The organism is Citrobacter sp. RHB20-C16, from assembly GCF_013890155.1.
GTDB lineage: Bacteria > Pseudomonadota > Gammaproteobacteria > Enterobacterales > Enterobacteriaceae > Citrobacter_A > Citrobacter_A amalonaticus.
On sequence record NZ_CP057630.1, the window covers coordinates 310,346 to 334,094 of the forward strand.

26 protein-coding genes are annotated in these 23,749 nt (G+C 55.5%); 9 read left to right on the forward strand and 17 right to left on the reverse strand.

Features of this window, described 5'->3' with window-relative positions; all coding sequences use genetic code 11:
- From HVX64_RS01420 to HVX64_RS01470, 11 genes are all read right to left on the reverse strand, one after another.
- Positions 1–1,692 carry a glycosyltransferase gene (locus HVX64_RS01420; protein WP_044253611.1) on the reverse strand — a complete coding sequence of 564 codons (1,692 nt, stop codon included), beginning with the start codon at positions 1,690–1,692 and terminating at the stop codon, positions 1–3.
- The gene (locus HVX64_RS01425; protein WP_042998501.1) at positions 1,683–2,036 is read right to left on the reverse strand and encodes a beta-hydroxyacyl-ACP dehydratase; all 354 of its coding nucleotides are present in this window, start codon (positions 2,034–2,036) and stop codon (positions 1,683–1,685) included. Before HVX64_RS01425 ends, HVX64_RS01420 begins: the two co-directional genes overlap by 10 nt.
- Positions 2,023–3,384 carry an AMP-binding protein gene (locus HVX64_RS01430; protein WP_044253609.1) on the reverse strand — a complete coding sequence of 454 codons (1,362 nt, stop codon included), beginning with the start codon at positions 3,382–3,384 and terminating at the stop codon, positions 2,023–2,025. Before HVX64_RS01430 ends, HVX64_RS01425 begins: the two co-directional genes overlap by 14 nt.
- The gene (locus HVX64_RS01435; protein WP_044253606.1) at positions 3,381–3,953 is read right to left on the reverse strand and encodes a hypothetical protein; all 573 of its coding nucleotides are present in this window, start codon (positions 3,951–3,953) and stop codon (positions 3,381–3,383) included. Before HVX64_RS01435 ends, HVX64_RS01430 begins: the two co-directional genes overlap by 4 nt.
- A gap of 6 nt (positions 3,954–3,959) precedes the next feature.
- Positions 3,960–4,211, reverse strand: a complete 252-nt coding sequence (locus tag HVX64_RS01440; protein WP_042998498.1) for an acyl carrier protein — start codon at positions 4,209–4,211, stop codon at positions 3,960–3,962.
- A gap of 12 nt (positions 4,212–4,223) precedes the next feature.
- Positions 4,224–4,481 carry a phosphopantetheine-binding protein gene (locus HVX64_RS01445; RefSeq protein ID WP_042998497.1) on the reverse strand — a complete coding sequence of 86 codons (258 nt, stop codon included), beginning with the start codon at positions 4,479–4,481 and terminating at the stop codon, positions 4,224–4,226.
- Positions 4,462–5,277, reverse strand: coding sequence for a lysophospholipid acyltransferase family protein (locus HVX64_RS01450; RefSeq protein WP_042998496.1), 816 nt, complete (start codon positions 5,275–5,277; stop codon positions 4,462–4,464). The genes HVX64_RS01445 and HVX64_RS01450 overlap by 20 nt, the downstream gene beginning before the upstream one ends.
- Entirely contained in the window at positions 5,274–5,996 is a 723-nt protein-coding gene (locus HVX64_RS01455; protein ID WP_044253602.1) for a beta-ketoacyl synthase chain length factor, read from the reverse strand. The genes HVX64_RS01450 and HVX64_RS01455 overlap by 4 nt, the downstream gene beginning before the upstream one ends.
- Before the next feature lie 54 nt (positions 5,997–6,050).
- Entirely contained in the window at positions 6,051–7,112 is a 1,062-nt protein-coding gene (locus HVX64_RS01460; protein WP_044253599.1) for a methyltransferase, read from the reverse strand.
- Between the two features lie 68 nt (positions 7,113–7,180).
- Positions 7,181–7,558, reverse strand: a complete 378-nt coding sequence (locus HVX64_RS01465; protein WP_125340073.1) for a hypothetical protein — start codon at positions 7,556–7,558, stop codon at positions 7,181–7,183.
- A gap of 369 nt (positions 7,559–7,927) precedes the next feature.
- Positions 7,928–8,977 (reverse strand): AI-2E family transporter, encoded by a 1,050-nt coding sequence (locus HVX64_RS01470; RefSeq protein ID WP_044253594.1) that lies wholly within the window; start codon positions 8,975–8,977, stop codon positions 7,928–7,930.
- 97 nt (positions 8,978–9,074) lie between these two features.
- Between HVX64_RS01470 and HVX64_RS01475 the strand changes: the two genes are divergently transcribed.
- The gene (locus HVX64_RS01475) at positions 9,075–10,325 is read left to right on the forward strand and encodes an MFS transporter (RefSeq protein WP_072040054.1); all 1,251 of its coding nucleotides are present in this window, start codon (positions 9,075–9,077) and stop codon (positions 10,323–10,325) included.
- Between the two features lie 3 nt (positions 10,326–10,328).
- On the opposite strand, the gene HVX64_RS01480 is transcribed toward HVX64_RS01475, so the two are convergent.
- Entirely contained in the window at positions 10,329–10,886 is a 558-nt protein-coding gene (locus HVX64_RS01480) for a DcrB family lipoprotein (protein WP_044253589.1), read from the reverse strand.
- 77 nt (positions 10,887–10,963) lie between these two features.
- Positions 10,964–11,629, reverse strand: a complete 666-nt coding sequence (locus tag HVX64_RS01485) for a 7-cyano-7-deazaguanine/7-aminomethyl-7-deazaguanine transporter (protein ID WP_042998489.1) — start codon at positions 11,627–11,629, stop codon at positions 10,964–10,966.
- 306 nt (positions 11,630–11,935) lie between these two features.
- Here HVX64_RS01485 and tusA point away from each other — a divergent pair, with 306 nt between their 5' ends.
- On the forward strand, positions 11,936–12,181 hold the full coding sequence (gene tusA, locus HVX64_RS01490; RefSeq protein WP_042323034.1) for a sulfurtransferase TusA: 246 nt from the start codon (positions 11,936–11,938) through the stop codon (positions 12,179–12,181).
- Between the two features lie 45 nt (positions 12,182–12,226).
- Here tusA and zntA read toward each other — a convergent pair whose 3' ends face one another.
- Both zntA and HVX64_RS01500 read right to left on the reverse strand, forming a co-directional pair.
- A complete protein-coding gene (zntA, locus tag HVX64_RS01495) occupies positions 12,227–14,425 on the reverse strand; it encodes a Zn(II)/Cd(II)/Pb(II) translocating P-type ATPase ZntA (RefSeq protein WP_042998487.1) in 2,199 nt (732 codons plus the stop codon).
- Between the two features lie 76 nt (positions 14,426–14,501).
- Entirely contained in the window at positions 14,502–15,128 is a 627-nt protein-coding gene (locus HVX64_RS01500) for a lysoplasmalogenase (RefSeq protein WP_044253586.1), read from the reverse strand.
- Positions 15,129–15,269: 141 nt separating this feature from the next.
- Here HVX64_RS01500 and HVX64_RS01505 point away from each other — a divergent pair, with 141 nt between their 5' ends.
- Positions 15,270–15,629, forward strand: a complete 360-nt coding sequence (locus HVX64_RS01505) for a DUF2500 domain-containing protein (protein ID WP_181825218.1) — start codon at positions 15,270–15,272, stop codon at positions 15,627–15,629.
- A 65-nt stretch (positions 15,630–15,694) separates the two neighbouring features.
- Here HVX64_RS01505 and HVX64_RS01510 read toward each other — a convergent pair whose 3' ends face one another.
- Both HVX64_RS01510 and rsmD read right to left on the reverse strand, forming a co-directional pair.
- Positions 15,695–15,964: a DUF1145 family protein gene (locus HVX64_RS01510; RefSeq protein WP_042998484.1), complete on the reverse strand. Its 270-nt coding sequence runs from the start codon at positions 15,962–15,964 to the stop codon at positions 15,695–15,697.
- Positions 15,954–16,550: a 16S rRNA (guanine(966)-N(2))-methyltransferase gene (gene rsmD / locus HVX64_RS01515; RefSeq protein WP_042998483.1), complete on the reverse strand. Its 597-nt coding sequence runs from the start codon at positions 16,548–16,550 to the stop codon at positions 15,954–15,956. The genes HVX64_RS01510 and rsmD overlap by 11 nt, the downstream gene beginning before the upstream one ends.
- A 159-nt stretch (positions 16,551–16,709) precedes the next feature.
- On the opposite strand from rsmD, the gene ftsY reads away from it, so the two are divergent.
- The 6 genes from ftsY (at position 16,710) to livJ (ending at position 23,732) form a co-directional block, all read left to right on the forward strand.
- Positions 16,710–18,197 carry a signal recognition particle-docking protein FtsY gene (gene ftsY, locus HVX64_RS01520; RefSeq protein WP_044253580.1) on the forward strand — a complete coding sequence of 496 codons (1,488 nt, stop codon included), beginning with the start codon at positions 16,710–16,712 and terminating at the stop codon, positions 18,195–18,197.
- 2 nt (positions 18,198–18,199) lie between these two features.
- Positions 18,200–18,868: a cell division ATP-binding protein FtsE gene (ftsE, locus tag HVX64_RS01525; RefSeq protein WP_042998481.1), complete on the forward strand. Its 669-nt coding sequence runs from the start codon at positions 18,200–18,202 to the stop codon at positions 18,866–18,868.
- On the forward strand, positions 18,861–19,919 hold the full coding sequence (gene ftsX / locus HVX64_RS01530; protein WP_042998480.1) for a permease-like cell division protein FtsX: 1,059 nt from the start codon (positions 18,861–18,863) through the stop codon (positions 19,917–19,919). Before ftsE ends, ftsX begins: the two co-directional genes overlap by 8 nt.
- Positions 19,920–20,172: 253 nt before the next feature.
- The gene (gene rpoH, locus HVX64_RS01535) at positions 20,173–21,027 is read left to right on the forward strand and encodes an RNA polymerase sigma factor RpoH (protein WP_042998479.1); all 855 of its coding nucleotides are present in this window, start codon (positions 20,173–20,175) and stop codon (positions 21,025–21,027) included.
- Positions 21,028–21,157: 130 nt separating this feature from the next.
- Positions 21,158–22,423: a 4-aminobutyrate--2-oxoglutarate transaminase gene (locus HVX64_RS01540; RefSeq protein WP_044253577.1), complete on the forward strand. Its 1,266-nt coding sequence runs from the start codon at positions 21,158–21,160 to the stop codon at positions 22,421–22,423.
- Positions 22,424–22,631: 208 nt separating this feature from the next.
- Positions 22,632–23,732, forward strand: a complete 1,101-nt coding sequence (gene livJ, locus HVX64_RS01545; RefSeq protein ID WP_142764811.1) for a branched chain amino acid ABC transporter substrate-binding protein LivJ — start codon at positions 22,632–22,634, stop codon at positions 23,730–23,732.
- The last annotated feature ends 17 nt before the right edge of the window (positions 23,733–23,749 follow it).

Consider the following 23,749-nt stretch of genomic DNA (forward strand, 5'->3'; position numbering starts at 1 on the left):
TTACTCCTTGTTTTTGGGTTCCGGCAATTGCCAGAAATCGAAAAAGTTAAACCAGTCGAGCGGCGACTGTAACGCGTAATGTTCAAGACGTTCGGCATAGCGGTCGATGGTCTGCTGTAGCGCCTGCTGGCGTTCGGCGCGCGGCAAGAGCAGCGGATCGGCGAACGGCTCGCAGTGAATGCACAGCTTCTCCTGCTGACGCAGGGCAAAGAGGAGATCCACCGGGCAGCGCAAAATCGATGCGAGGATAAATGGCCCCTGCGGGAACGGGGCGGCTTGCCCCATGAAACGACTCCAGCAGACGCGCCAATCGCCGCCACGTTGGGGATTGACCGCAATGCGATCGCCGACAATAGCAATCCATTCCCCGCGCTCCAGCTTCTCTTTGAGCGCAATGGCGGTGTCCGGGCCGATGCCGGTCACTGGGATCAGGTTGAGTCCGGCCTGCGGGGCCATCTCTTCCATAATCTGCTTAAAACGCCGGGCATTATCGCTGAACACCAGCGCGTTGATGGTTTTGCTGCCCTGCAACTGCGCCAGCGCGCGACAGGCTTCAACATCGCCCAGGTGCGAGGCCAGCAGCAGCTTGCCGCGAGGATCGGTCACATTCAGCGCTGCTTCAGCCCCTGGCGCAAACACCACGTCGCGACCAAAATGCAGTTCACCGCGCCAACTGGCGATTTTATCGAGCATCGCGTTACCAAAACGCAGGAAGTGTTGGTAGCTGGTGAGGTTAGCCGGCACCGGTCTCTGCCGCGCGGCCAATTGCTCACGCACGCGGGCGATCCAGTTCTGTGAGGCCCGGCGAGCGGTGGACACCGTCAGCCAGTAAACACCGACCACCGGATACAGCAGCAAGGTGAACGCTTTGCGTCCCAGCAGCCGCCAGACCAGCAGCATCAGGCGCATTCCCCACAGCCCTTTCACCTCCTGCTGGCGCGCCCAGTGCGGCGACGTTCGACGCAGCAGCAGTGACGGGATGCGCGGCAACATGCCGAAGAACAGGCGCGTATGCATTAGCGAAATGCGACAGTTATCTTTGAAAGCATCGAAGTGCGACAGCCCGTCCGGCGGATAGGTCACGCGAGTCGGGACAAAATAGCTGGGGGTGCCCTGCCACCAGAGACGCACCATCACTTCGGTGTCAAAATCCATTCGCTTACCGAGCGTTACCCGCTGCGCCAGCTGGCGAGTGGGGGCGACAGGGTATACACGAAAGCCGCACATACTGTCTTTCAGTTGCAGGGAAAGGGTTTCAATCCATACCCAGACATGGGTTATCCAGCGCCCGTACAGACGCGAACGGGGAATGGAATCATCATAAATCGGCTGTCCGGAGATCAGCGCGGCGGGATGGGCCTGCGCCAGTTCCAGCAGTTTTGGAATGTCTTCAATGGCATGTTGACCGTCGGCATCGACCTGGACGGCATGGGTAAATCCGGCCTCTGCCGCCGCCTCTAATCCGCGGATCACCGCCGCGCCTTTTCCGGCATTTTCCGCCAGACGGATTAAGGTCAGACCGGAGGTGTCCTCGGCAAGCCTGTCCAGTTCCTGCTGCGTGGCGGCATCGCTGCCGTCGTCCACCACAATACACGGCAGATTAAACGGCTGCAGGCGTGTCAGGACACGCGGCATCATGGCGCCGTGGTTATAGCAGGGGATCAGCACGCAGGGGGAAAAGGTTAACGACATAGCCGGATCTTCCCGCTGCTGGCGGTATGGCGCGCGTCGCCATCGTGGCGTTGATAGCTGAACGTCAGGATCTGACGCGCTTCCTGCCAGCTCAGCGTTAGCGTGACGGTGTTTTCCGGCAGCAGTGGTGCCTGGAACTTCACGTTCTGAATGCTGTGAAAACGCCAGCCGGGAGCGAGCAGAGTGGTGGCATAGTGCATCACCCAGTCCATCTGCGCGACGCCCGGCAGCAGCGGCTGCACGGCAAAATGGCCGCTAAACCAAAAAAGAGAAGGATCGAGATGCAAAACGATCTCAACCTGTTGGGGCTGTGCCTGATGGCGCTCAATTTCATGGGGTATCATGAAACAACTCCTGTAATTGCGCATAGACACGCTTATTCATACTGTTGACCGGGATTTCGTCGATCACCCGCCAGTAACGCGGTACGGCGACCGGCTCGAGCCACGGTAGCAGCGCTCGCCGCCACGACAGCTCCTGGGTTTTTCCACCGCTGTTCTGCCAGCGCTGGCGCGCCTCGTCATCCAGTACCAGCAGTACGCCCACGCCCTGGCGACCGCCACGGGTGATCGGCAGGGCGGCGACCTCGCGGATGCCCTTTAGCTCCAGCAGGCGTTGTTCGACTTCGCTGAGCGAAATTCGCTTCTCTTCAATTTTGACGACCCGTCCACGGCGTCCCATCAGGCGGAACTGACCGTTTGGTTCAAACTGCAGGATATCGTCGAGCAGCAGACCGTTAGCGTCGGCAATCAGCGGAGAAAAGACACGAAATGCAGCATCTTCTGCGGTAAATGACACGCCGGGGAAAGGCAGCCAGGTGACATTCTCCTGCTGGCGATAGCGCCAGGCCAGAATACCGGTTTCGGTGCTGCCGTAGATTTCATCCGGCCAGACGTTCAGCCAGGCGGCGGTTTGCGTGACGTCCTGCCACGGTAACATGCCGCCAGCCGACAAAATCATTGCCACCGGCGGTGCGGGAAGCTGGTGGTCGAGACGTTTTAAAAACGCCGGGCTGCTGATAAACACATAGCGATGTTCGTGACCCAACGCAGCCAGTTGCTCCGCATAGTAGAGCATGGCCGCATGCAGCGGCAGACCGAGCGCCATTGGCAGGAAAATACGAAACGTCAGACCGTACAGATGCTGCGGCACGACGGAGGCTACCACTCTGCACCCCGCCAGGCGGTCGGCAAAGCGCGCCGCCAGCAGTTCGGCTTCATGGTCCAGACGGGCAATGGGTTTGACGATGCGCTTCGGTTGCCCCGTCGAGCCGGAGGTAAACAGCTCGACATATGCATCGTGGCGCAGGGGCGGGAAGAGGCACGCTTCATCGTTGAGCGTCATTGCTGAGCTAACCACCCACAGCGGCCCCTGCCAGCCGAGCGTTTTATCGCTCAGTACGCCGTCAAACAACGCCCGCTGTTCGTCGAGCAAAGAGACGCGGTTATGCCCCGGGATCACGGGTGTTTTCCCCGCATGCAGGGTCGCCAGCAGCGCGACAATAAACAGATAGCTGTTTTCAAAACAGAGCGCCCAGCGATCGCCTTTTTGCTGTTGCAGGCGTGTCATCAACTCCGCGACATCGTGGCGCAAGTGACCGAGCGTCCAGTGGCGTTCATCCTGCCAGGCGACAGGCGTGTTCGCTGGACGGGGGGAGGTGAGCCATTCGGCAAGCGTCAGGGTCTGTTTCATTGCAAGTCTCGATTCATCATCCAATGGCGTACCAGCCATTCGCTGCCCATCAGTAACCCCATCAGCAGGTAGGCAATCATGCCATTCCATGCGGTCCACATTGCCATATCGCCGTGGAGGGCGGTAAACAACGCCACGCCGCCGTTGAAGATAAAAAAGGCGCACCAGATCTGCGTCACCCGGCGGGTGTAACGCACCGCCACAGCCGGGAGTTGGGGATCGCGCAGTCGCGCCAGTCGTTCAACGATTGGCATCGATGACCAGAGCGAACCGCCAAAAACGGCAAGCATGACGGCATTCACCACAACCGGATAAAACAGCAGAAGCTGATGGGTTTTAAGCAGGTAGCTGGCGACGCACAGGGTGATACCCACTGCGGCCACCACCTGGGTGACGACGCGCAGCGGACCCGCCTGTCGCTGGGTCTGGCGAAAGCGTAAGAACAGCAATAGTGCCATCAGCGGCAGTAACCACTGCAGGCTGTGGTGCGCCAGGCCAAACCAAATCAGGAAAGGCCAGGCAAGCAGCAGCACGCCTGTCAGCACAGGCAACGCGCGAACGCCCGACACGGCGAATCAGGCTTCTTTAAGCAGGCGTTCTACCGCGTCAACGACATCCTGCACGGTGCGTACGGCTTTGAACTCTTCCGGTTTGATCTTCTTACCGGTTTTCTTTTGCAGATGGACGATCATGTCGACGGCGTCGATGCTGTCCAGCTCAAGATCGTCGTACAGACGCGCTTCAGGTTTGATCTCCTGCGGGTCTATCTCAAACAGCTTAACCAGCAGCGCAGAGACTTCGTTATAAATGGCGTGTTGATCGGTCATAACGGACTCTCCTCAGGCACGTTGCGCATTAATGAACGATGCCAGCGTGGCGACGGAGAAGAAGTGCTGGCGCATCTCTTCACTTTCCGCAGACAGCACCACGCCGTACTGATTTTTTACCGCCAGTCCCAGTTCCAGGGCATCAATCGAGTCCAGCCCCAGGCCGTCGCCAAACAGCGCCGCCTCGGTGTCAATGTCGTCTGTTGACAGTTCGTCCAGATTCAATGTTGTTATGATGAGATTTTTAATTTCAAGATAAAGCGCTTGCATCATTAATTCCTGAGAGAGGTAACGTACCTGGTTGTAATTGAAGCAAAAGATGCCGGTTTAGCTGTCTTGCCGCCAGCGCCGGTTCTTGTAAATTTGCGTCGTAAAAGTGGTCGATCTTTACCCGCTCGCGTACCTCGACGGTAAACAGCGGTTTTACGGGCGGCACCTGATACCATTTGCTTTCTTTATCCAGCATGCGCTGGCTGCAATGGATGGTCACCACGCGAATATCGCTGCCGCAGCGCACGGCGATATTCGCCGCGCCGCGTTGCAGCGTCATGGTCTCGCCGGGGCGAGTGCGGGTGCCTTCGGGGAAAATTAAAATCGTATCGCCCTGCGCCAGGCGTTGCTGACTGGCCGGTAACAGGGCGTCGGCCTGACTGTTCACCAGATAATCCGCAGCACGCACTACGCCGCTGAGGAACGGGTTCTTCAGCAGCGCGCTCTTCACCAGACAGTCTGTTTCGGGCATTACCGACGCCAGCAGGACATAATCGATCAGGGTGGGGTGATTGGCGACCACCAGACATCCGCGTTCCTGACGCAAAATATCCACCCCGTTCATCTGATAATCCAGCACGCCCAGCACTCGGGTTACCGTTAAAAAGAGACGGAAGCTGGCGGCAATGCTGCGTCGGGCAATGCGGCGACGCCGGGCATTGTCCCATACGAACACTAATAAAACGTTAAACCAGACGACCGAAAGCAGCAGCCCGCCGAGTCCGAAGAGGGCGAAGCAGAAGCCGGTCATGGCGATTCGCCAGAGTCGGTTCAGCGTGGAGATAACCCCTTTCATGACCGACTCCAGTGCCAGTTCACTCGCTCACCCGGAAGGCTAAACGAGCGGGAATTCTGCAAATAGTGCTGTAAAAACAACAGGCTTTGCGGGAGTGGCGTTTCAGCGCCAGCCTGAGCCGGTTCGCTCTGACACACCCAGTCGTTACCTGCTTCGCAGACCAGCGCGGTAGCGTACGGCCAGGTTGGGATATTTTCCGGAAGGCGCGGGTGGTAAAACTCGGGAAGAAAACCGTCGAAATCGACCATCAGCACGCGCTGATAACCCGCCTGTAGCAGGCAGATGACTTCACATAGCCCCTGCTGGAAGGTATCGCGCCCGGCGGAAAGTGATGACGAGACGATAGGGTGTTTAGCCGCGATAGTCAGGTTGCCCACCGCTGAATTGTGTACCGACAGGGCAAAATCGGTCGGCGAGAGCGCCTGTTCTGTCGCCAGCGCGTGCAGAATCCGGTAGTTACGTTCGAGCTCTCCGTGGCGACTGGTGTATAGCACCGCATCAATATCGTGGCGACGCAACATCGCCAGTCCGCACTCGACGGCCAGTTTACTGCCGGAGCTTAGACGACGGGCGGTCATCATCGGCAGTTCACGCAGTTTGCCTTGTGCCGCCGACGGATCGATGGCGTGCGGATGCCGTGACCATTGCAGCCACTGTATCAATTCGCTCAGACCTGGCGCCATCGCCCGCCAGTCGGTAATGTTTAGTGAGAATTTCATCAACGCGCGTCCGCGGTAAACCGGTGATTCCAGTAGCGTTCAGGTGCTACTTTGTTATTTTTTCTTTTGACATATCAATAAGGTATGTCCAACGCCTAAGTTGTCGTGGCGTTCGTCCACCTGGAACCCTGCCTTGTCCAGATAGCCATAAAATTTCTCTGCGCTGTAGAAACGGCTGTTGCCGTTCGCCATGCAGGTAAAATAAAGCGAAGACGCATTCAAACTGAATGAGGCGGCTTCAAAACGCTGCGCATCCCAGAACAGCTCCATAATGCACAGTCTTGCGCCGGGTTTCATCACACGGGCAACCTTGCTGAGCATGGCGACAATTTGCTCCGGTGAAAAACAGTCAAGAAATTGACTCATCCACCAGATATCGGCCTCAGTGGGTAAAGGCGTATCGCCAAGCATATCCACCGCATGAAAACCGATGCGATCGGATAATCCTGCATTTTCGATATTTTCGCGGGCAAGTGCAATTTGTTGTGGCAAATCTAATAACGTTATCGCGATATTTTCGTCGAATTGACTACAGCGTATTGCCCATTTTCCCGTATTTCCGCCTACATCGTACAGGGTTGCAGGACAACTGGCGAATACATGCGGTAATGCGGCGTCAAACGCCCCGTCAGAATAGTAATGATCGAAGGCGAACCAACTTTCACGCGCGGACGGCGGTAATTGCGACAATGCCGGATAAATAGTTGGCCAGTCGCCAAACACTTTTAACCCGGACGGTTTTCCTTCTTTCAGAGCATTCTCTAAAAAGAACAATCCCTGATAACAGACGTCGTGGGTGAAATCCATATTCACGCGAGTCATCGTGTCATGCAAAAGGAAATGTCCGATTTTCGCCAGATAATAGCGTCCCGCTTTATGGGTGATGATGCGTCCGCTTAATCCCATATCCAGCAAGACACCGACTGCATATTCGTTAACGTGACTGTTTTCGGTGATCTCTTCCAGTGTTGCACCCTGTTTTCCCTGGCGGTCAAGATACGCCAGCACATCAGCATTTCGCAGGCAAAGTGCGGTTTGAAACAGCATGGGGGCGAAGGCGATACGCTGCGCTTCCGTGATCGCATCCAGTGCGCTGAGGGAGTCCTGTTCGTACATAGCGAGTACAACCTGTTAAAAGACAAAAAGAGGTTATCGGGCCGCAAACGACCCGACTTTAGGAGATATTACAGACCCGCACCCGCAGACAGGTTCAACTGAATATCTTTATCCAGGTTACGGACCCAACGGTTGTAGTTTTTATGAATTTTACCGCCAGAAGCCTGCAGGTTGAAGCTGCTGTCGTATTTGATATCGTAGCTGGAGGCGGTGTAGGTAATACGCACTTCTGCAACGTGGTCGCGAGACTGCTGACGCGCTTTGATCACGCCCGGACCCGCTTCCGTCATGATCCATTTACGCTGAACGCCTGCTTTCAGGATCGCGTTTTTCACCTGATCCTGAGTATGGCCTGCGGTCACCGAAGAGTGCACCTGATCGATGGGGGCAGTACGCGCACAACCTGCCAGCGCACCGACAACGGCAATCGCCGCAAACCACTTAATGTATTGTTTCATGAAAACTCCCTATCAAAATTACTATTTATATTAACGTTGAATGCATTTCTGAATTGCGTTTTAGTTACAATGATACCGACTATTTTTAATGTTAACTTTGACGGGACACCGTGAAAATTCTGAAATTAATTCATGCAGGCTGAAGACGTTTATCTTCCGGATTATCATGGTATTAGTTAATTTTCACTTAAATTAAATTGTCGATACCATTTAATTTGAATTAAATGCACTGCGGAAAAACCTGGAACTCATTTCGCGAAGGAAACCGCGCTTATTGAAACATCCAGGTAACAAAAGCGCGCCTTATAATACTTTCACCGGTAAGGGAATAAAACTACCCTGGTTGGTAGGGCGGGTTTATCCCGGTAATCGATTTTTCGGTCGCCCAGGGCCCAGTAATATTGCCAGTTTGCTGCCGCCCGTTGTGGTCTCCATCCAGATTTTACAGACGCTGGTCAGGGGAACGGAGAGCAACATCCCCACCGGGCCGAGCAACCAGCCCCAGATCAGTAAAGAAAGGAACACCACCAGCGTCGACATGCCCAGGCGATGCCCCATCATGCGCGGTTCAACCATGTTGCCCAATACCATATGGACCACCAGGAACAGCGCCCCCACCAGCACACACTCATAAACGCCGTTGAAAAGCAGCGCCTGAACCATCGGTGGAACGGCGGAAATCACCGAGCCAATATTGGGTACATAGTTCAGCAGGAACGCCAGCACTCCCCACATCAGGGCAAACTGAATGTTCATCAGTTCCAGCCCCAACCAGACAATGACCCCGGTCCACAGGCTGAGCAGCGTTTTCAACGCCAGATAGTGAGAGACCCCCTTCAGCGCCCTGTGCAGTCCGGCGATGTGGATTTGCGGATTGTGCAGTGCAAAACGCATTTTGTAGGGCACATGGCGGACCTCAAACAACATAAAGACAACCGTCATCACCAACAACACAACGCTGGCCATCGCCCCCGAGAGGCCGGTCATCAGCGTGGTGGTGAAGGTGACAATTTTCTCCGAATCCATGCGTTGCAACATGCGCTCTGGCGACATATGCAGATTCAGAAATGGCATCATATCTTGCAGATACAAAAGCTTACGTGTCAGCTCCTTGTTGTATTTCGGCAGCATGGCAATAAATTCATTCACCGAGGCCGCCAGCACGCCAATCAGCGCGGTGAGCACGAACAGCATCACGACCACCACAATGGTGATCGCCACCGGGCGTTTCACTCCCCGCCGGATAAACCAGGTGACCAGTGGATTGAGGACAATGGCGAAAAAGAGCGCCAGTAATAGTTGCACAATGATATCTGCGGCGGCGTGGATCCCGGCGAGAATGACGACCAGCGAGGCCAGTTTGAGCAGAATATGTAGACCGGCTTTGTCGGGTTGAGGGGTTGTCATGTTTACATCCTTTTTTGATTTTCATTAAGTGTAGCGGCTCGCTGGCTGCCGATATTCCTAATCTGGCTGCTGATTTTCCCGGCGTGGCGTGGTAGAAATGAAACATTGTTGTAAAAACGTGGTGATCCCCATGCCCGAACCCGTCGCTGAACCGGCGCTTACTGGATTGCGCCTCAATCTGCGCATTGTTTCTGTTGTGATGTTCAACTGTGCCAGCTACCTGACCATCGGCCTGCCGCTCGCGGTTTTGCCTGGCTATGTGCATGATGTTATGGGGTTTAGCGCCTTCTGGGCGGGGCTGGTCATCAGCCTGCAATACTTCGCGACTTTGCTCAGTCGCCCTCATGCCGGACGCTATGCTGATCTGCTCGGGCCAAAAAAGATTGTGGTTTTTGGCCTGTGCGGCTGTTTTCTCAGCGGGGCGGGCTATTTTCTGGCAGGAAGCGCCAGTAGCTGGCCGGTTGTCAGTTTGCTGCTGCTGTGTCTGGGCCGCGTGATTCTGGGGATTGGACAGAGTTTCGCCGGGACCGGCTCGACGCTATGGGGTGTTGGCGTGGTGGGCTCGTTGCACATCGGGCGGGTGATCTCCTGGAACGGTATTGTGACTTACGGGGCGATGGCGGTCGGCGCACCGCTCGGCGTGCTGTTTTACCGTTGGGGCGGACTACAGGGTTTAGCGCTGATTATTATGGGAATCGCGCTGCTGGCCATTTTGTTAGCGATTCCGCGCCCTGCGGTGAAAGCGAGCAAAGGGAAGCCTTTGCCGTTTCGCGCGGTGCTTGGACGCGTCTGGCTATACGGAATGGCCCTGGCGCTGGCCTCGGCGGGTTTCGGGGTGATAGCCACCTTTATCACGCTGTTCTATGACGCCAAAGGCTGGGATGGCGCGGCATTCGCGCTCACCCTGTTTAGCTGTGCGTTTGTCGGAACGCGTTTGCTGTTTCCCAACGGCATCAATCGTCTGGGCGGTCTGAATGTGGCGATGATCTGCTTTAGCGTCGAGATAGTCGGACTGCTGCTGGTGGGAGTGGCGATGATGCCGTGGATGGCAAAAATCGGTGTGCTGCTGACAGGAATGGGTTTTTCGCTGGTCTTCCCGGCGCTTGGCGTGGTGGCGGTCAAAGCGGTGCCGCAGCAGAATCAGGGCTCGGCGCTGGCGACGTATACGGTGTTTATGGATCTGTCGCTGGGGGTGACGGGACCGTTGGCTGGGCTGGTGATGACCTGGGCTGGCGTGCCGGTCATTTACTTGGTGGCGGCAGGGCTGGTGGCGGTTGCGTTGCTGCTAACCTGGCGGTTAAAAAAACGGCCTCTGCAGGAATCGCCAGAGGCCGTCTCGTCGTCCTGATGGTTACTGAATAACCAGCGTATTGATGATGTTTTCAGCGGCCGTCTGCGCTTTCTGCTGGTCGTCCGCTGGCAGCGTAATTTGCAGAGTCAGCAGTTGGTTATCGACTTTTCCCAGCACCACAGAAGAGTAAGCGGTCTGGCCTTTCGCCGAGATGATGCTGTCTAACTGTTGCAGCGTGTGACCTTTCAGCTCGATGGATTTGTTGGTCACCACCTGCAACTGCGGGTCACGGCTGCGCTGCTGATCTTCAAGGCGTTTTGCCAGCACAGACAGCGCTTCGTTGGTGTTATCACCGACGATGACAATCACCGCTTTCTGGCCGGTCGCGTCAGAGTAGACGTGCATATTGTTGGCCTGCGTACCCAGCTTGCCACTCTGGTCCGTCATATCTGCCGGCAGTGAGAAACTCAGTTTGCCATCCAGCAGAGAAACCGGCTGACCGGTTGCGTTGCTTTCTGCCGCCGTGCCTTCTGCCGGCGCTTTTGTATCACTATTATCACAGGCCGCCAGCCCCATAACCAGCAGGCCAATACCGACATATTTAACCAGATTACGCATTGACTTCTTCCTTTCGATAAACGGCCATAACGGCGCATCCGTTCATCTTATCACAACCCGGAAAAGGAACCTTTAGCTCAACTTGTCTGCATCGCCGGGATTTCAGATTTATCTGCCAGTTTTTTCAGCAACATATTCAGCAATACGCCATACATCGGCAGGAAGAACAGGATGCTGATCAGCACTTTGAAACAGTAATCGACGATGGCGATTTCCATCCAGTGCTCGGCCATGAAGGCATCCGGACTGCGCCAGAAGGCAATGAAGAAAAAGGCAAGGGTATCGCTGACGTTGCCAAACAGCGTTGAGGCGGTCGGGGCCATCCACCAGCGGCGGTTCTGTCGCAGGCGGTTAAAGACATGCACATCGAGAATTTGTCCCAGTGCGTAGGCCATAAAGCTGGCGACTGCGATACGGGCGACAAACAGATTGAAGTGCATCAGTGCCCCGAATCCCTGCCAGGATCCCATATAGAACAGCGACGAAATCACATAAGAGATCAGCAACGCTGGCATCATCACCGCAAAGATAATTCGACGGGCCAATGGCGCGCCAAAAATGCGCACGGTCAGATCGGTAGCGAGGAAAATAAACGGAAAGCTAAACGCACCCCATGTGGTATGGAAACCAAAAATGGAGACCGGGAGCTGGACCAGATAGTTACTGGAGGTGATCACCAGCAGATGGAATAGCGATAGCCAGAACAACGCTTTTACGCGCTGCGATTGTGTGAACGGAGCCATATTGTACCTTTTTAATTGATGATTGGGGTGAGGGAACCCAATTCGTGCCAGATGCTATTTTACTTGCCATTTTGCTCTCGTGCAGTGCTCGCGCTCCTCACGTACGACGTGTACGCTCCGGGCGCTGTGCGCTGACCTTAAACAAACTGATGGCACCTATAACGCGTCTTCCTTTTTTCAGGCCGCCGCATAATACTGCTTTGCGGTGGCATTGCAATGGCTATTTTTCACGCAATCGTTAACCTGATTGGCTTACTTCCGAACTGAGCGTAAACTACAGCCGTTTTTTTAGTGAATGAGACCACGATGAGCGATCTGTTTTCCTCTCCCGACCATACTCTTGATGCCCAGGGGCTCCGCTGCCCGGAACCGGTGATGATGGTGCGTAAAACCGTACGTAACATGCAGACCGGCGAAACGCTGCTGATTGTGGCGGACGATCCGGCGACCACCCGCGACATTCCCGGCTTCTGTACGTTTATGGAGCATGAGCTGGTGGCAAAAGAGACCGACTCCCTGCCGTACCGCTATCTGGTGCGTAAAGGCCAGTAATCTTGTTATGCCGGATAAGCGTTAGCGCCATCCGGCAAAAACACGTTACCCTTTACGTAACAACCGCAGCGCGTTAGCGGTAACCAGCACCGTTGCCCCGGTATCCGCCAGCACCGCCAGCCACAGGCCAGTCATTCCGAGCAGCGTGGTGACAAGAAATATCCCCTTCAGTCCCAGCGCAATGGTGATGTTCTGACGGATATTGGCGTGGGTCGCACGCGCCAGTTGGATCATCTGCACCAGCCCGGTAAGGCGGTTATGCGTCAGTGCGGCGTCCGCCGTTTCCAGCGCCACATCGGTGCCGCTACCCATCGCGATCCCGATAGCGGCGGCCTTCATCGCCGGCGCATCGTTAATGCCATCCCCCACCATTGCCAGCGGCGACTGTTGATTGAGCGTGGTGACCGCCTTCACTTTATCTTCCGGTAGCAGCCCGGCGTTAAACGTCAGACCCAGCTCGCCAGCAATGGCGGCTGCCGCGCGCGGGTTATCGCCAGTCAGGATCACACCATTCACGCCCAGCGCGTTCAGTTCGCGGATGGCGGTGCGAGCATCGTTGCGTAGCGTATCCTGCAGGGCGATGACGCCGATCACGGTCTCATTGCGCAGGACCAGAACGACCGTCTGCCCGGCGCTTTCAAGCTGATTAATCTCTCCGGCAAAGGCGTCGGCAGGACGTTTCCCGGCAGCGCAAATCAGAACGCTTTCGCCATTCACCTGCGCTTCAATCCCTGACCCTACCAGCGCCCGTTGCCCTTCGGCGGACGGGATCGTCAGCCCTGCGGTTTGTGCTTCGCGCACAATGGCCTGCGCCAGTGGATGCGTTGCGCCTTGCTCGACAGCCGCTGCCAGCGCCAGCAGTTCAGACTCACTGACGCCGGTGGCCGGATGAATTGCCGTGACGCGCGGTTTCCCGACGGTCAACGTCCCGGTTTTATCAAAGGCGACCTGGGTGATACGGCCCAACTGTTCCAGCGCCGCGCCGCCTTTAATCAATGCCCCGCGACGAGCTGCTGCCGCCAGTCCAGAAGTGATGGCTGCCGGTGTAGAGATGACCAGCGCACACGGACAGCCGATCAGCAGCAGCGTTAACCCTTTATAAATCCACTCCTGCCAGGATCCCGCGAACAGCAGCGGCGGGACGAGCGTCACCAGCAGGGCGATGGCCATAATCGCCGGCGTATAAATTCGGCTGAAGCGGTCGATAAAACGCTCGATTGGCGCACGACGCTCCTCGGCCTCTTCGATTAACTTCAGAATGCGGTCAATCGCGCTGGCACCCGGTTCAGAGAGCACTTCCAGCGTGACGAGACGGTCCACGCTGGTCGCCCCCGCCGGGACTTTTTCACCGGTGGCGCGTTCCACCGGGATCGATTCTCCCGTCAACGCACTCTCATCAAAACTGGCAAAACCAGAGACCAGTTTACCGTCGGCAGGGAGACGTCCCCCGGCAGCGACTTCAATGATGTCGCCCGGTTGCAGCGTGTTGATCGCCACCTCTTCGCGTACGCCGTCGCGCAGACGTGTCGCGGTTTCCGGTTTCAGCGCCATCAGCGCGCTGACCCCTTTGCGGGCGCGACTGGCGGCCCAGCCTTCGAGGCGTTCGCCAATCAGGAACAGCAGCAATACCATTGCCGCTTCTGCTGTGGCACCGATGAACAGCGCCCCGATAGCCGCGACGCTCATCAGCGTTTCAATGGCAAACCAACTGCCGGTTTTTATCAGCCGTAGCGCCTGGCGGGCAATCGGGAACAGGCCGACCAGCGTCGTGGCGATAAATGCCAGTTGGCCGAACGGATGGTTGAACTGCTCCAGCCCCCAACTGAGCGCCATCATGACGAGAAGCGTGAGCAGCGGCAGGTTCTCTTTAAAGCGGGATTCAGGCGTTTCTTCCTTCGCCTGTTCATCGCGTAGGGTGTAACCCGCTTTTTGCACCGCATGCTCGATTTGCTGGCGTAGATCGCCGTTGCTGTCGACGACCAGTTTCTCGGTGGCAAACAGCACCTGAACCTGGTTGACGCCGCTGACCTGGCGCACCGCGTTTTCTACTTTGCGGGCGCAGGCGGCGCAGTCCATCCCGGATACTTTCCAGCTATAGCGGGTGCCTTTTACCGTTTCAACAATAGGTTCAGGGGCTGAGCATGCGCCTTCGCAGCAGCAGTCATCGGGCTTCTGCGGCGTGGGAGCTGGCTTGAAAGATGAAAATTGTGGGGCTTTTTTGCCATTGTGAGCAGGTATCGACATGGCATCCTCCGGTTGATGATAATTTTCTCATTAACCGGAGGATACACTCTGGAGTCGACTCCAGAGTCAAGCGTTATTAGAGATAAAGCGAGCGGACGATCAGGAAGTGCCCGGCAAAGTAGCAGGCGGCGGCGATAGCGTTGTCCGCGCGGAAACGACAGCGGTAATGACTGCCCAGCCAGACGATGTTGCCAATGAACAGCAGCGACGCGCCCAAAAACGCCGACAGCGCAGGTGCGGTGGGGCGGAAAAACCACAGCTCACCGGCTAACCAGACCATCACCAGCGTCATGGCGATAAAGGTACACACCGGCCAGCGCAGTTCTTCAAGGCGCGTCCAGATCACCGCAATCAGCAGCGCGCCCAGTACCATCAGCACCAGCGGTAGCGGCCAGAAGAAAGAGAGCGTCATCTGGCTGGCAAAATAGATGGTGTACAACAGGTGCGAGAGGAAAAAGGCGCCAATCGCATAGAGCAGTCGCTGACGCGGCAATAATGTTAGCGCATCGCCAACCAGTGAGGCGCAAAGACCGGCCAGCACCAGATAGCTCACGGCGTTGAACATCGGCGCCTGCCAGGCCAGTAACAGCAGGAGTAATAAGGTGACGGGTTTAAAGACCCAGCGTTGCCAGGCGGGTCCACGGTAGGAGGCATCCACAAATAACCATGCGGAAAGGCAGACAGCGATAAACGACCAAAGCATCATAGTTCCTTGAATTCGTTATTTTTTCGTAAGCGGTATGCTCACAACCCTGATGTTCAGTGTAGAGGCCGCGACCGCCTGATGACAACACCATAACGGGCAGGGTATGCTTATTTCCGCATTTTCTGATGGGTTATCAATATGAGTAAGCCGCCACTTTTCTTCATTATTATCATTGTGTTAATTATTGTTGCCGCCTCATTCCGCTTTATGCAGCAGCGGCGGGAAAAAGCCGATAACGATGCGGCACCGCTTCGTCAGGCGCAAATGGTGGTCAGCAATAAACGTGAAAAACCCATCAACGACCGACGTTCCCGACAGCAGCAGGTCACGCCAGCGGGAACCAGTATGCGCTATGAGGTGAGCTTTAAACCAAAGAACGGCGGGCTGGAAAAGACCTTCCGCCTGGAGGCGCGTCAGTATCATGCGCTGACGGTGGGGGATAAAGGGACGCTAAGCTACAAAGGGTCGCGCTTCGTCGAGTTTGTTGCTCAGCCATAAGACGGGAAACCGCTCACCTGGGTAAGCCGGATAAGCGAAGCGCTATCCGGCACCTTCATGCCGTATTACTTTTTAACGTTAAACTTCTTCTGCCAGACCAGCAGCTCAAACACGCCAAACAGGAAAATACGGACTTTCTCGCCGGTGGTCATTTGCGGTCCGTCTTTGGGCAGGGTGGACTTCAGTAGCGCCAGCTGCATGCCGTGCATCAGTACCATGAACACGAGGGCGACGTTAACGAAGATGTTGAGCGGTCGCGGGAAGGGTTGCACCAGGTTTAACAATAAGAATGCCCACACGCCGAGCATCAGTAGTCGACCAAGATTAATCAGCATCGCTTTCTCCTTGTGCTTCGCGTTGATACAAACGGTACGCGACCTGCCCGGCGATTTTTTCCCGGTACAATGACCAGTTCGTCGGCACGGGCGGCAGACCGTTTTCCACTTCGCTTTCCACGTAAATCCAGGCAACATCCGCCAGCCAGCCGTGAGTTTCCAGCAGGTTTAAAGTTTCTTCCAGTAACCCTTTACGAAACGGCGGATCGACAAATACCACGTTATGCGGCGTGCCTGACTGCGTCAGGAATGTCAGGGTATTCGTGTTAACGACTTTTGCATTCCCTGCTTTCAGCGTAGCCAGGTTCTTTTGTAACTGCTGAGAGACTGCGCGATCCCTCTCCAGCAGCGTGGCGCCAGCGGCATAGCGTGATAGTGCTTCCAGCCCCAGTGCGCCGCTTCCGGCAAAACAGTCCAGACATTGGGCTTCTACTATCACCGGTGCCAGCCAGTTAAACAGCGTTTCACGCACGCGATCCGTTGTCGGACGGAGACCAGGGCTATCGGGGACCGGGAGTTTGCGGCCGCGCCATTGTCCGCCAATAATGCGGATTTGGCCGCTACCTGAGTGATTCGTTTTTTTCATTTCTGTTGCTCAAACCGCCGCGTGCAGATGATTCCAGGCGGTGATGTGGATTAAGTAAAGTGATAGACTATTTCATCATTTTTTTTAGCGTCTATACACAAAATCATTCAGGATGCCTCAAAGCGGCAAGAGAATGAGTCCCCAGGAGCGTAATCGCAGATGGCAAAACAGAAAAAACGTGGCTTCTTTTCCTGGCTGGGCTTTGGTGAAAAAGAGCAGGAACAAGAACAAAAAACCGAAGATCAGCAGGGTGTTGAAGCGCAATTACCGTCCGACGAACCCGTTGAAACGGCGGCTGACGTAGAAGCGCAAGCGCCGCTTCACAGCAAAGAAGAGGCTGAAGCCTTTGCTGAGGAAGTGGTTGAGGTGACGGAACAGGTTCAGGAAATCGAAACCATCCAGTCAGCAGAACCCGCTGTCGCGAAAGAGCATGTTGACGCGCAGGTTGAGCCGCAGATTGCCGTTGCGCACGAAGAGCTGCCGTTGCCGGAAGAGGTGAAAGCCGAAGAGGAAACCTCCGCCGAAGAGTGGCAGGCCGAAGCGGAAACCGTTGAGATTGTTGAAGCGGTAGAAGAAGAGGCGCAAAACGAACCGGAACTGACCGACGAAGAGTTGGAAGCACAAGCGCTGGCGGCGGAAGCGGCGGAAGACGCGCAAATGATCGTTCCGCTGGCGGAAAAAGACGCGCCTGTCGAAGAGATGATTCAGGAACAGGAAAAACCGACCAAAGAAGGTTTTTTCGCGCGTCTGAAACGCAGCTTACTGAAAACCAAAGAAAACCTCGGTTCCGGATTTATCAGTCTGTTCCGTGGTAAAAAAATCGACGATGATCTGTTTGAAGAGCTGGAAGAACAACTGCTGATTGCCGATGTGGGCGTGGAAACCACGCGCAAAATCATCGCCAATCTGACGGAAGGCGCCAGCCGCAAACAGCTTAAAGATGCTGAAGCGCTGTACGGACTGCTGAAAGACGAGATGGGCGAGATTCTGGCGAAAGTCGATGAACCGCTGAACGTTGAAGGTAAAACGCCGTTTGTTATTCTGATGGTCGGCGTGAATGGGGTGGGGAAAACCACCACCATCGGTAAGCTGGCGCGCCAGTTTGAACAGCAAGGGAAATCCGTGATGCTGGCGGCGGGCGATACGTTCCGCGCCGCAGCGGTCGAACAGTTGCAGGTCTGGGGTCAGCGTAACAATATTCCGGTGATTGCCCAGCATACCGGCGCGGATTCCGCTTCCGTTATCTTCGACGCCATTCAGGCCGCGAAGGCGCGTCACATTGATGTGCTGATTGCCGATACCGCAGGTCGTCTGCAAAACAAATCGCACCTGATGGAAGAACTGAAAAAAATCGTTCGCGTGATGAAGAAACTGGACGAAGACGCGCCGCATGAAGTTATGCTGACGCTTGATGCCAGCACCGGGCAGAATGCGATAAGCCAGGCCAAACTGTTCCATGAAGCGGTGGGCCTGACCGGTATTACCCTGACCAAGCTGGACGGTACGGCGAAAGGTGGGGTGATCTTCTCGGTGGCCGATCAGTTTGGCATCCCTATCCGCTATATTGGTGTGGGCGAACGTATCGAGGATTTACGTCCGTTTAAGGCGGACGATTTTATAGAGGCACTTTTTGCCCGAGAGGATTAACAATGATTCGCTTTGAACATGTCAGCAAGGCCTATCTCGGTGGGAGACAAGCGCTGCAAGGGGTCACATTCCATATGCAGCCGGGCGAGATGGCGTTTCTGACCGGCCACTCCGGCGCGGGGAAAAGTACCCTGCTGAAGCTTATCTGTGGGATTGAGCGGCCCAGCGCCGGGAAAATCCTCTTCAGTGGGCATGACATCACGCGACTGAAAAACCGTGAAGTGCCGTTTTTGCGTCGTCAGATCGGCATGATTTTCCAGGATCACCACCTGTTGATGGACCGAACGGTATTCGACAATGTGGCGATCCCGCTGATTATCGCCGGTGCCAGCGGGGATGATATTCGTCGTCGCGTATCGGCGGCGCTGGACAAGGTTGGACTGCTGGACAAAGCGAAAAACTTCCCGATTCAGCTCTCCGGGGGGGAACAGCAGCGTGTCGGGATCGCCCGTGCGGTGGTGAACAAGCCAGCGGTACTGCTGGCGGATGAACCGACCGGTAACCTGGATGACGCGCTGTCGGAAGGGATTCTGCGTCTGTTCGAAGAGTTTAACCGCGTCGGGGTGACGGTGCTGATGGCGACGCACGACATCGGGCTCATTTCCCGTCGGTCGTACCGTATGCTTACCCTGAGTGATGGCCATTTGCATGGAGGCGAAGCCCGTGAATAAGCGCGACGCTATCAATCAAATCAAACAGTTCGGCGGACGGCTGGACCGTTTTCGTCGTTCCGGCGGCTCCTCCGGTGACGGTGGACGTAACGCGCCGAAGCGGGCGAAACCGTCGCCAAAGCCGAACTCACGTAAAACCAACGTCTTTAACGAGCAGGTGCGCTATGCGTTCCAGGGCGCGTTACAGGATCTGAAAAGCAAACCGCTGGCGACGTTTCTGACGGTGATGGTGATTGCCATCTCCCTGACTCTGCCGAGCGTCTGCTACATGGTCTACAAAAACGTTAACCAGGCAGCGACGCAGTATTACCCGTCTCCGCAGATCACCGTTTATCTGCAAAAAACGCTGGATGATGATGCGGCGGCAGGCGTCGTCGCCCAGTTGCAGGCTGAGCAGGGTGTGGAGAAGGTGAATTACCTTTCTCGTGAAGATGCCCTCGGCGAATTCCGCAACTGGTCCGGTTTCGGCGGCGCGCTGGATATGCTGGAAGAGAACCCCTTGCCTGCGGTGGCGGTGGTGATCCCGAAACTCGACTTCCAGAGCACCGATTCGCTGAATACGCTGCGCGACCGCGTCTCTCGTATTAACGGGATTGATGAAGTGCGGATGGACGACAGCTGGTTTGCCCGTCTGGCGGCGCTGACCGGTCTGGTCGGGCGAGTGTCGGCGATGATTGGTGTGCTGATGGTTGCCGCCGTCTTCCTCGTCATTGGTAACAGCGTGCGGCTGAGCATCTTTGCCCGTCGCGATACGATTAACGTGCAAAAACTGATTGGTGCGACGGATGGATTTATCCTGCGTCCGTTCTTGTACGGCGGCGCATTGCTCGGTTTTTCTGGCGCATTTCTTTCACTGATTTTGTCAGAAATTTTGGTGTTACGACTGTCGTCGGCGGTCACGGAAGTGGCGCAAGTTTTCGGAACGAAGTTTGATCTCAATGGCTTATCGTTCGATGAGTGCCTGTTACTGCTGCTGGTTTGCTCGATGATCGGCTGGGTGGCGGCGTGGCTCGCGACGGTTCAACATTTACGTCACTTTACTCCTGATTAAAAAAACCGTGATATAATCTTTCCCTGCAATGGGTTTCCGTTCGCAGGGAAAGAGTTCCTGTTGTCTCTTCCCCACTTTTCATCTTCATGTCACAATTTGTGCGTAATTTATACACAACGTTGCATTGAACTTGTGGATAAAATCACGGTCTGATAAAAGAGTGAATGCTAATCTCGTTGCTCATTAACGCTGGCACGGTTGTTGCTGATATCTATCGCTGTGGTGCCAGACGATAAAAATTGAGAGGATTTGAATGACCAAAGAAATGCAAAATTTAGCTTTAGCCCCTGTTGGTAACCTGGAGTCTTACATCCGGGCTGCGAACGCGTGGCCGATGTTGTCGGCTGACGAGGAACGGGCACTGGCTGAAAAGCTGCATTACCAGGGCGATCTGGAAGCAGCTAAGACGCTGATCCTGTCTCACCTGCGCTTTGTTGTTCATGTTGCTCGTAACTATGCGGGCTATGGCCTGCCGCAGGCGGATCTCATTCAGGAAGGGAATATCGGCCTGATGAAAGCCGTGCGCCGTTTCAACCCGGAAGTGGGTGTGCGCCTGGTTTCCTTCGCCGTGCACTGGATTAAAGCTGAGATCCACGAATATGTCCTGCGTAACTGGCGTATCGTGAAAGTGGCGACCACTAAAGCACAGCGTAAGCTGTTCTTTAATCTGCGTAAAACCAAGCAGCGTCTGGGCTGGTTTAATCAGGATGAAGTGGAAATGGTGGCGCGTGAGCTGGGTGTTTCCAGTAAAGACGTCCGCGAGATGGAATCTCGTATGGCGGCGCAGGACATGACGTTTGATATGTCCCCGGACGATGAGTCCGACAGCCAGCCGATGGCGCCCGTCCTGTATCTGCAGGATAAAACCTCTAACTTTGCCGACGGCATTGAAGAGGATAACTGGGAAGATCAGGCTGCCAACAAACTGACCCATGCGATGGAAGGTCTCGACGAGCGTAGCCAGGATATTATCCGCGCCCGCTGGCTGGACGAAGATAACAAATCTACGCTGCAGGAACTGGCCGATCGCTACGGTGTTTCCGCAGAACGTGTGCGTCAGCTTGAAAAGAACGCCATGAAAAAACTTCGCGCCGCTATCGAAGCGTAACTCCCGCGAAGTCCCCGCTAAAACCCTGGATAACTGTCCGGGGTTTTTGTTTTTTTAGCGCCTGATCTGGCGAATTCCTCCCCCCTGGCAAACACTTACCGATGGGTTGTGCGCATCTTAGGGGAAGAAAATGAAGAATAACGAACTGAATGAACGGCGTTTGCAGGCGACGCCGCGCGGGATCGGCGTGATGTGTGGCTTTTACGCTGAGAGGGCGGAAAACGCAACATTGTGGGATGTGGAAGGCCGTGAGGTGATCGATTTTGCCGCTGGTATTGCGGTGCTGAATACCGGGCATCGTCACCCAAAAATCATCGCCGCCATCGAAAAACAGCTCCAGTCTTTTACTCATACCGCTTACCAGATTGTTCCCTACGAAAGCTATGTCCGACTGGCGGAACGTATCAATAAACGTGTGCCGATTGACGGGCCAGTGAAGACGGCATTCTTCTCCACCGGGGCAGAAGCGGTGGAAAACGCGGTGAAGATTGCCCGCGCATATACCAAACGACCCGGGCTCATTACCTTTGGCGGCGCTTTCCACGGGCGGACTTTCATGACGATGGCGCTGACCGGTAAAGTGGCACCTTACAAAATCGGTTTTGGCCCGTTCCCTGGTTCGGTTTATCACGCTCAGTACCCTAATGCGTTACATGGTGTGAGCACCGCCGATGCGCTGCAAAGTCTGGAGCGCATTTTCAAAGCCGATATCGCGCCAGATCAGGTTGCCGCCATCATTCTTGAACCGGTTCAGGGCGAAGGGGGTTTTAATATTGCGCCAACGGAGTTCATGCAGGCGCTGCGGGCGTTGTGCGATACCCACGGTATCTTGTTGATCGCCGATGAGGTGCAAACCGGCTTTGCCCGTACCGGCAAACTGTTTGCGATGGAACATCATGGCGTACAGCCTGATCTGATGACGATGGCGAAAAGCCTGGCAGGCGGTATGCCGCTCTCTGCGGTCGCTGGCCGTTCCGAAATGATGGATGCCCCTGCGCCTGGTGGTCTGGGGGGAACGTATGCCGGTAACCCGCTGGCGGTTGCTGCGGCACACGCGGTGCTGGATGTGATTGATGAAGAACAGCTCTGCGCCCGCGCCGCTACATTGGGCACGACGCTGGTCGAGGCGTTGAACCAGGCAAAAGCGGACTGCCCGTTTATTGCCGATATTCGCGCGCAGGGGTCGATGGTGGCGGTAGAATTCAACGATCCGCATAGCGGAAAACCTTCCCCGGAATTCACGCGGCAGGTGCAGGATCGCGCCTTGCAGGAAGGACTTCTGCTACTGAGTTGCGGCGTGTATGGCAACGTCATCCGTTTTCTTTATCCGCTCACCATCCCTGACGCGCAATTTCGTCAGGCGCTCGGCATTATCACCCACTTGCTGACACGATAAACCTGTGCCGTCCATTACCGGGCGGCACGACGCTATGTCGTTCACTTATTATTTGAATATGAAATTAGCTATTCCAAAACTATAAAAATGGGGTATGTTTTAGCAGAGTGTGCTGAAAATGCGCGAGCTGCACACCTATAATCGAAATAAAGCGCTACACAACAACATCACAATAGTCGTAATAACCATAAGAATGGGGAAGGTCAGGATGAATATGAAGGGTAAAGCGTTACTGGCAGGATGTATCGCGTTGGCATTCAGCACAATGGCTCAGGCCGATATTAAAGTCGCTGTTGTCGGTGCGATGTCCGGTCCGGTAGCCCAGTACGGCGACCAGGAGTTTACTGGCGCAGAACAAGCGGTTGCAGACATTAATGCCAAAGGCGGAATCAAAGGCGAAAAACTGCAGATCGTAAAATATGATGATGCCTGTGACCCGAAACAAGCGGTCGCAGTCGCCAACAAAGTGATTAATGACGGCATCAAATACGTTATCGGCCACCTGTGTTCCTCTTCCACTCAGCCCGCGTCTGACATCTACGAAGACGAAGGCATTCTGATGATCACCCCGGCGGCAACGGCACCGGAGCTGACCTCTCGCGGCTACAAGCTGGTGCTGCGCACCACGGGCCTGGACTCAGACCAGGGTCCGACCGCCGCGAAATACATTCTGGAAAAAGTGAAGCCGCAGCGCATCGCGATCGTTCACGACAAACAACAGTACGGTGAAGGTCTGGCGCGTGCCGTGCAGGAAAATCTGAAGAAGGGCAACGCTAACGTGGTGTTCTTTGACGGTATCACCGCCGGTGAGAAAGACTTCTCCACGCTGGTGGCGCGTCTGAAGAAAGAGAATATCGACTTCGTTTACTACGGCGGTTATCACCCGGAAATGGGGCAGATCCTGCGTCAGGCACGTGCTGCGGGTCTGAAAACGCAGTTCATGGGTCCTGAAGGGGTAGCCAACGTTTCCCTGTCTAACATCGCCGGTGAATCGGCCGAAGGTCTGCTGGTGACCAAACCGAAGAACTACGACCAGGTACCTGCGAACAAACCTATCGTTGATGCGATCAAGGCGAAAAAACAAGATCCGAGCGGGGCGTTCGTGTGGACCACCTACGCCGCGCTGCAATCTTTGCAGGCGGGCCTGAACCAGTCAGCCGATCCGGCTGAAATCGCCACCTGGCTGAAAGCGAACTCCGTGGATACCGTCATGGGACCGCTGTCGTGGGATGAGAAGGGTGACTTGAAAGGCTTTGAATTCGGCGTCTTCGACTGGCATGCCAACGGCACGGCGACCGACGCGAAGTAATTTCCACGGCGCCTTTG

Excerpts from the sequence above, each read along its gene's own strand:
- ftsY (WP_044253580.1), top strand. The coding sequence starts at position 16,710 with ATGGCAAAACAGAAAAAACGTGGCTTCTTTTCCTGGCTGGGCTTTGGT.
- ftsE (WP_042998481.1), top strand. The coding sequence starts at position 18,200 with ATGATTCGCTTTGAACATGTCAGCAAGGCCTATCTCGGTGGGAGACAA.
- HVX64_RS01475 (WP_072040054.1), top strand. The coding sequence starts at position 9,075 with ATGAAACATTGTTGTAAAAACGTGGTGATCCCCATGCCCGAACCCGTC.
- HVX64_RS01460 (WP_044253599.1), bottom strand. The coding sequence starts at position 7,112 with ATGTACGAACAGGACTCCCTCAGCGCACTGGATGCGATCACGGAAGCG.
- HVX64_RS01485 (WP_042998489.1), bottom strand. The coding sequence starts at position 11,629 with ATGGCTCCGTTCACACAATCGCAGCGCGTAAAAGCGTTGTTCTGGCTA.
- tusA (WP_042323034.1), top strand. The coding sequence starts at position 11,936 with ATGAGCGATCTGTTTTCCTCTCCCGACCATACTCTTGATGCCCAGGGG.
- livJ (WP_142764811.1), top strand. The coding sequence starts at position 22,632 with ATGAATATGAAGGGTAAAGCGTTACTGGCAGGATGTATCGCGTTGGCA.
- HVX64_RS01500 (WP_044253586.1), bottom strand. The coding sequence starts at position 15,128 with ATGCTTTGGTCGTTTATCGCTGTCTGCCTTTCCGCATGGTTATTTGTG.
- HVX64_RS01430 (WP_044253609.1), bottom strand. The coding sequence starts at position 3,384 with ATGAAACAGACCCTGACGCTTGCCGAATGGCTCACCTCCCCCCGTCCA.
- zntA (WP_042998487.1), bottom strand. The coding sequence starts at position 14,425 with ATGTCGATACCTGCTCACAATGGCAAAAAAGCCCCACAATTTTCATCT.
- HVX64_RS01440 (WP_042998498.1), bottom strand. The coding sequence starts at position 4,211 with ATGACCGATCAACACGCCATTTATAACGAAGTCTCTGCGCTGCTGGTT.
- HVX64_RS01505 (WP_181825218.1), top strand. The coding sequence starts at position 15,270 with ATGAGTAAGCCGCCACTTTTCTTCATTATTATCATTGTGTTAATTATT.
- HVX64_RS01540 (WP_044253577.1), top strand. The coding sequence starts at position 21,158 with ATGAAGAATAACGAACTGAATGAACGGCGTTTGCAGGCGACGCCGCGC.
- rpoH (WP_042998479.1), top strand. The coding sequence starts at position 20,173 with ATGACCAAAGAAATGCAAAATTTAGCTTTAGCCCCTGTTGGTAACCTG.
- HVX64_RS01450 (WP_042998496.1), bottom strand. The coding sequence starts at position 5,277 with ATGAAAGGGGTTATCTCCACGCTGAACCGACTCTGGCGAATCGCCATG.
- HVX64_RS01510 (WP_042998484.1), bottom strand. The coding sequence starts at position 15,964 with ATGCTGATTAATCTTGGTCGACTACTGATGCTCGGCGTGTGGGCATTC.
- HVX64_RS01445 (WP_042998497.1), bottom strand. The coding sequence starts at position 4,481 with ATGCAAGCGCTTTATCTTGAAATTAAAAATCTCATCATAACAACATTG.
- HVX64_RS01455 (WP_044253602.1), bottom strand. The coding sequence starts at position 5,996 with ATGAAATTCTCACTAAACATTACCGACTGGCGGGCGATGGCGCCAGGT.
- HVX64_RS01470 (WP_044253594.1), bottom strand. The coding sequence starts at position 8,977 with ATGACAACCCCTCAACCCGACAAAGCCGGTCTACATATTCTGCTCAAA.
- HVX64_RS01425 (WP_042998501.1), bottom strand. The coding sequence starts at position 2,036 with ATGATACCCCATGAAATTGAGCGCCATCAGGCACAGCCCCAACAGGTT.
- rsmD (WP_042998483.1), bottom strand. The coding sequence starts at position 16,550 with ATGAAAAAAACGAATCACTCAGGTAGCGGCCAAATCCGCATTATTGGC.
- HVX64_RS01480 (WP_044253589.1), bottom strand. The coding sequence starts at position 10,886 with ATGCGTAATCTGGTTAAATATGTCGGTATTGGCCTGCTGGTTATGGGG.
- HVX64_RS01420 (WP_044253611.1), bottom strand. The coding sequence starts at position 1,692 with ATGTCGTTAACCTTTTCCCCCTGCGTGCTGATCCCCTGCTATAACCAC.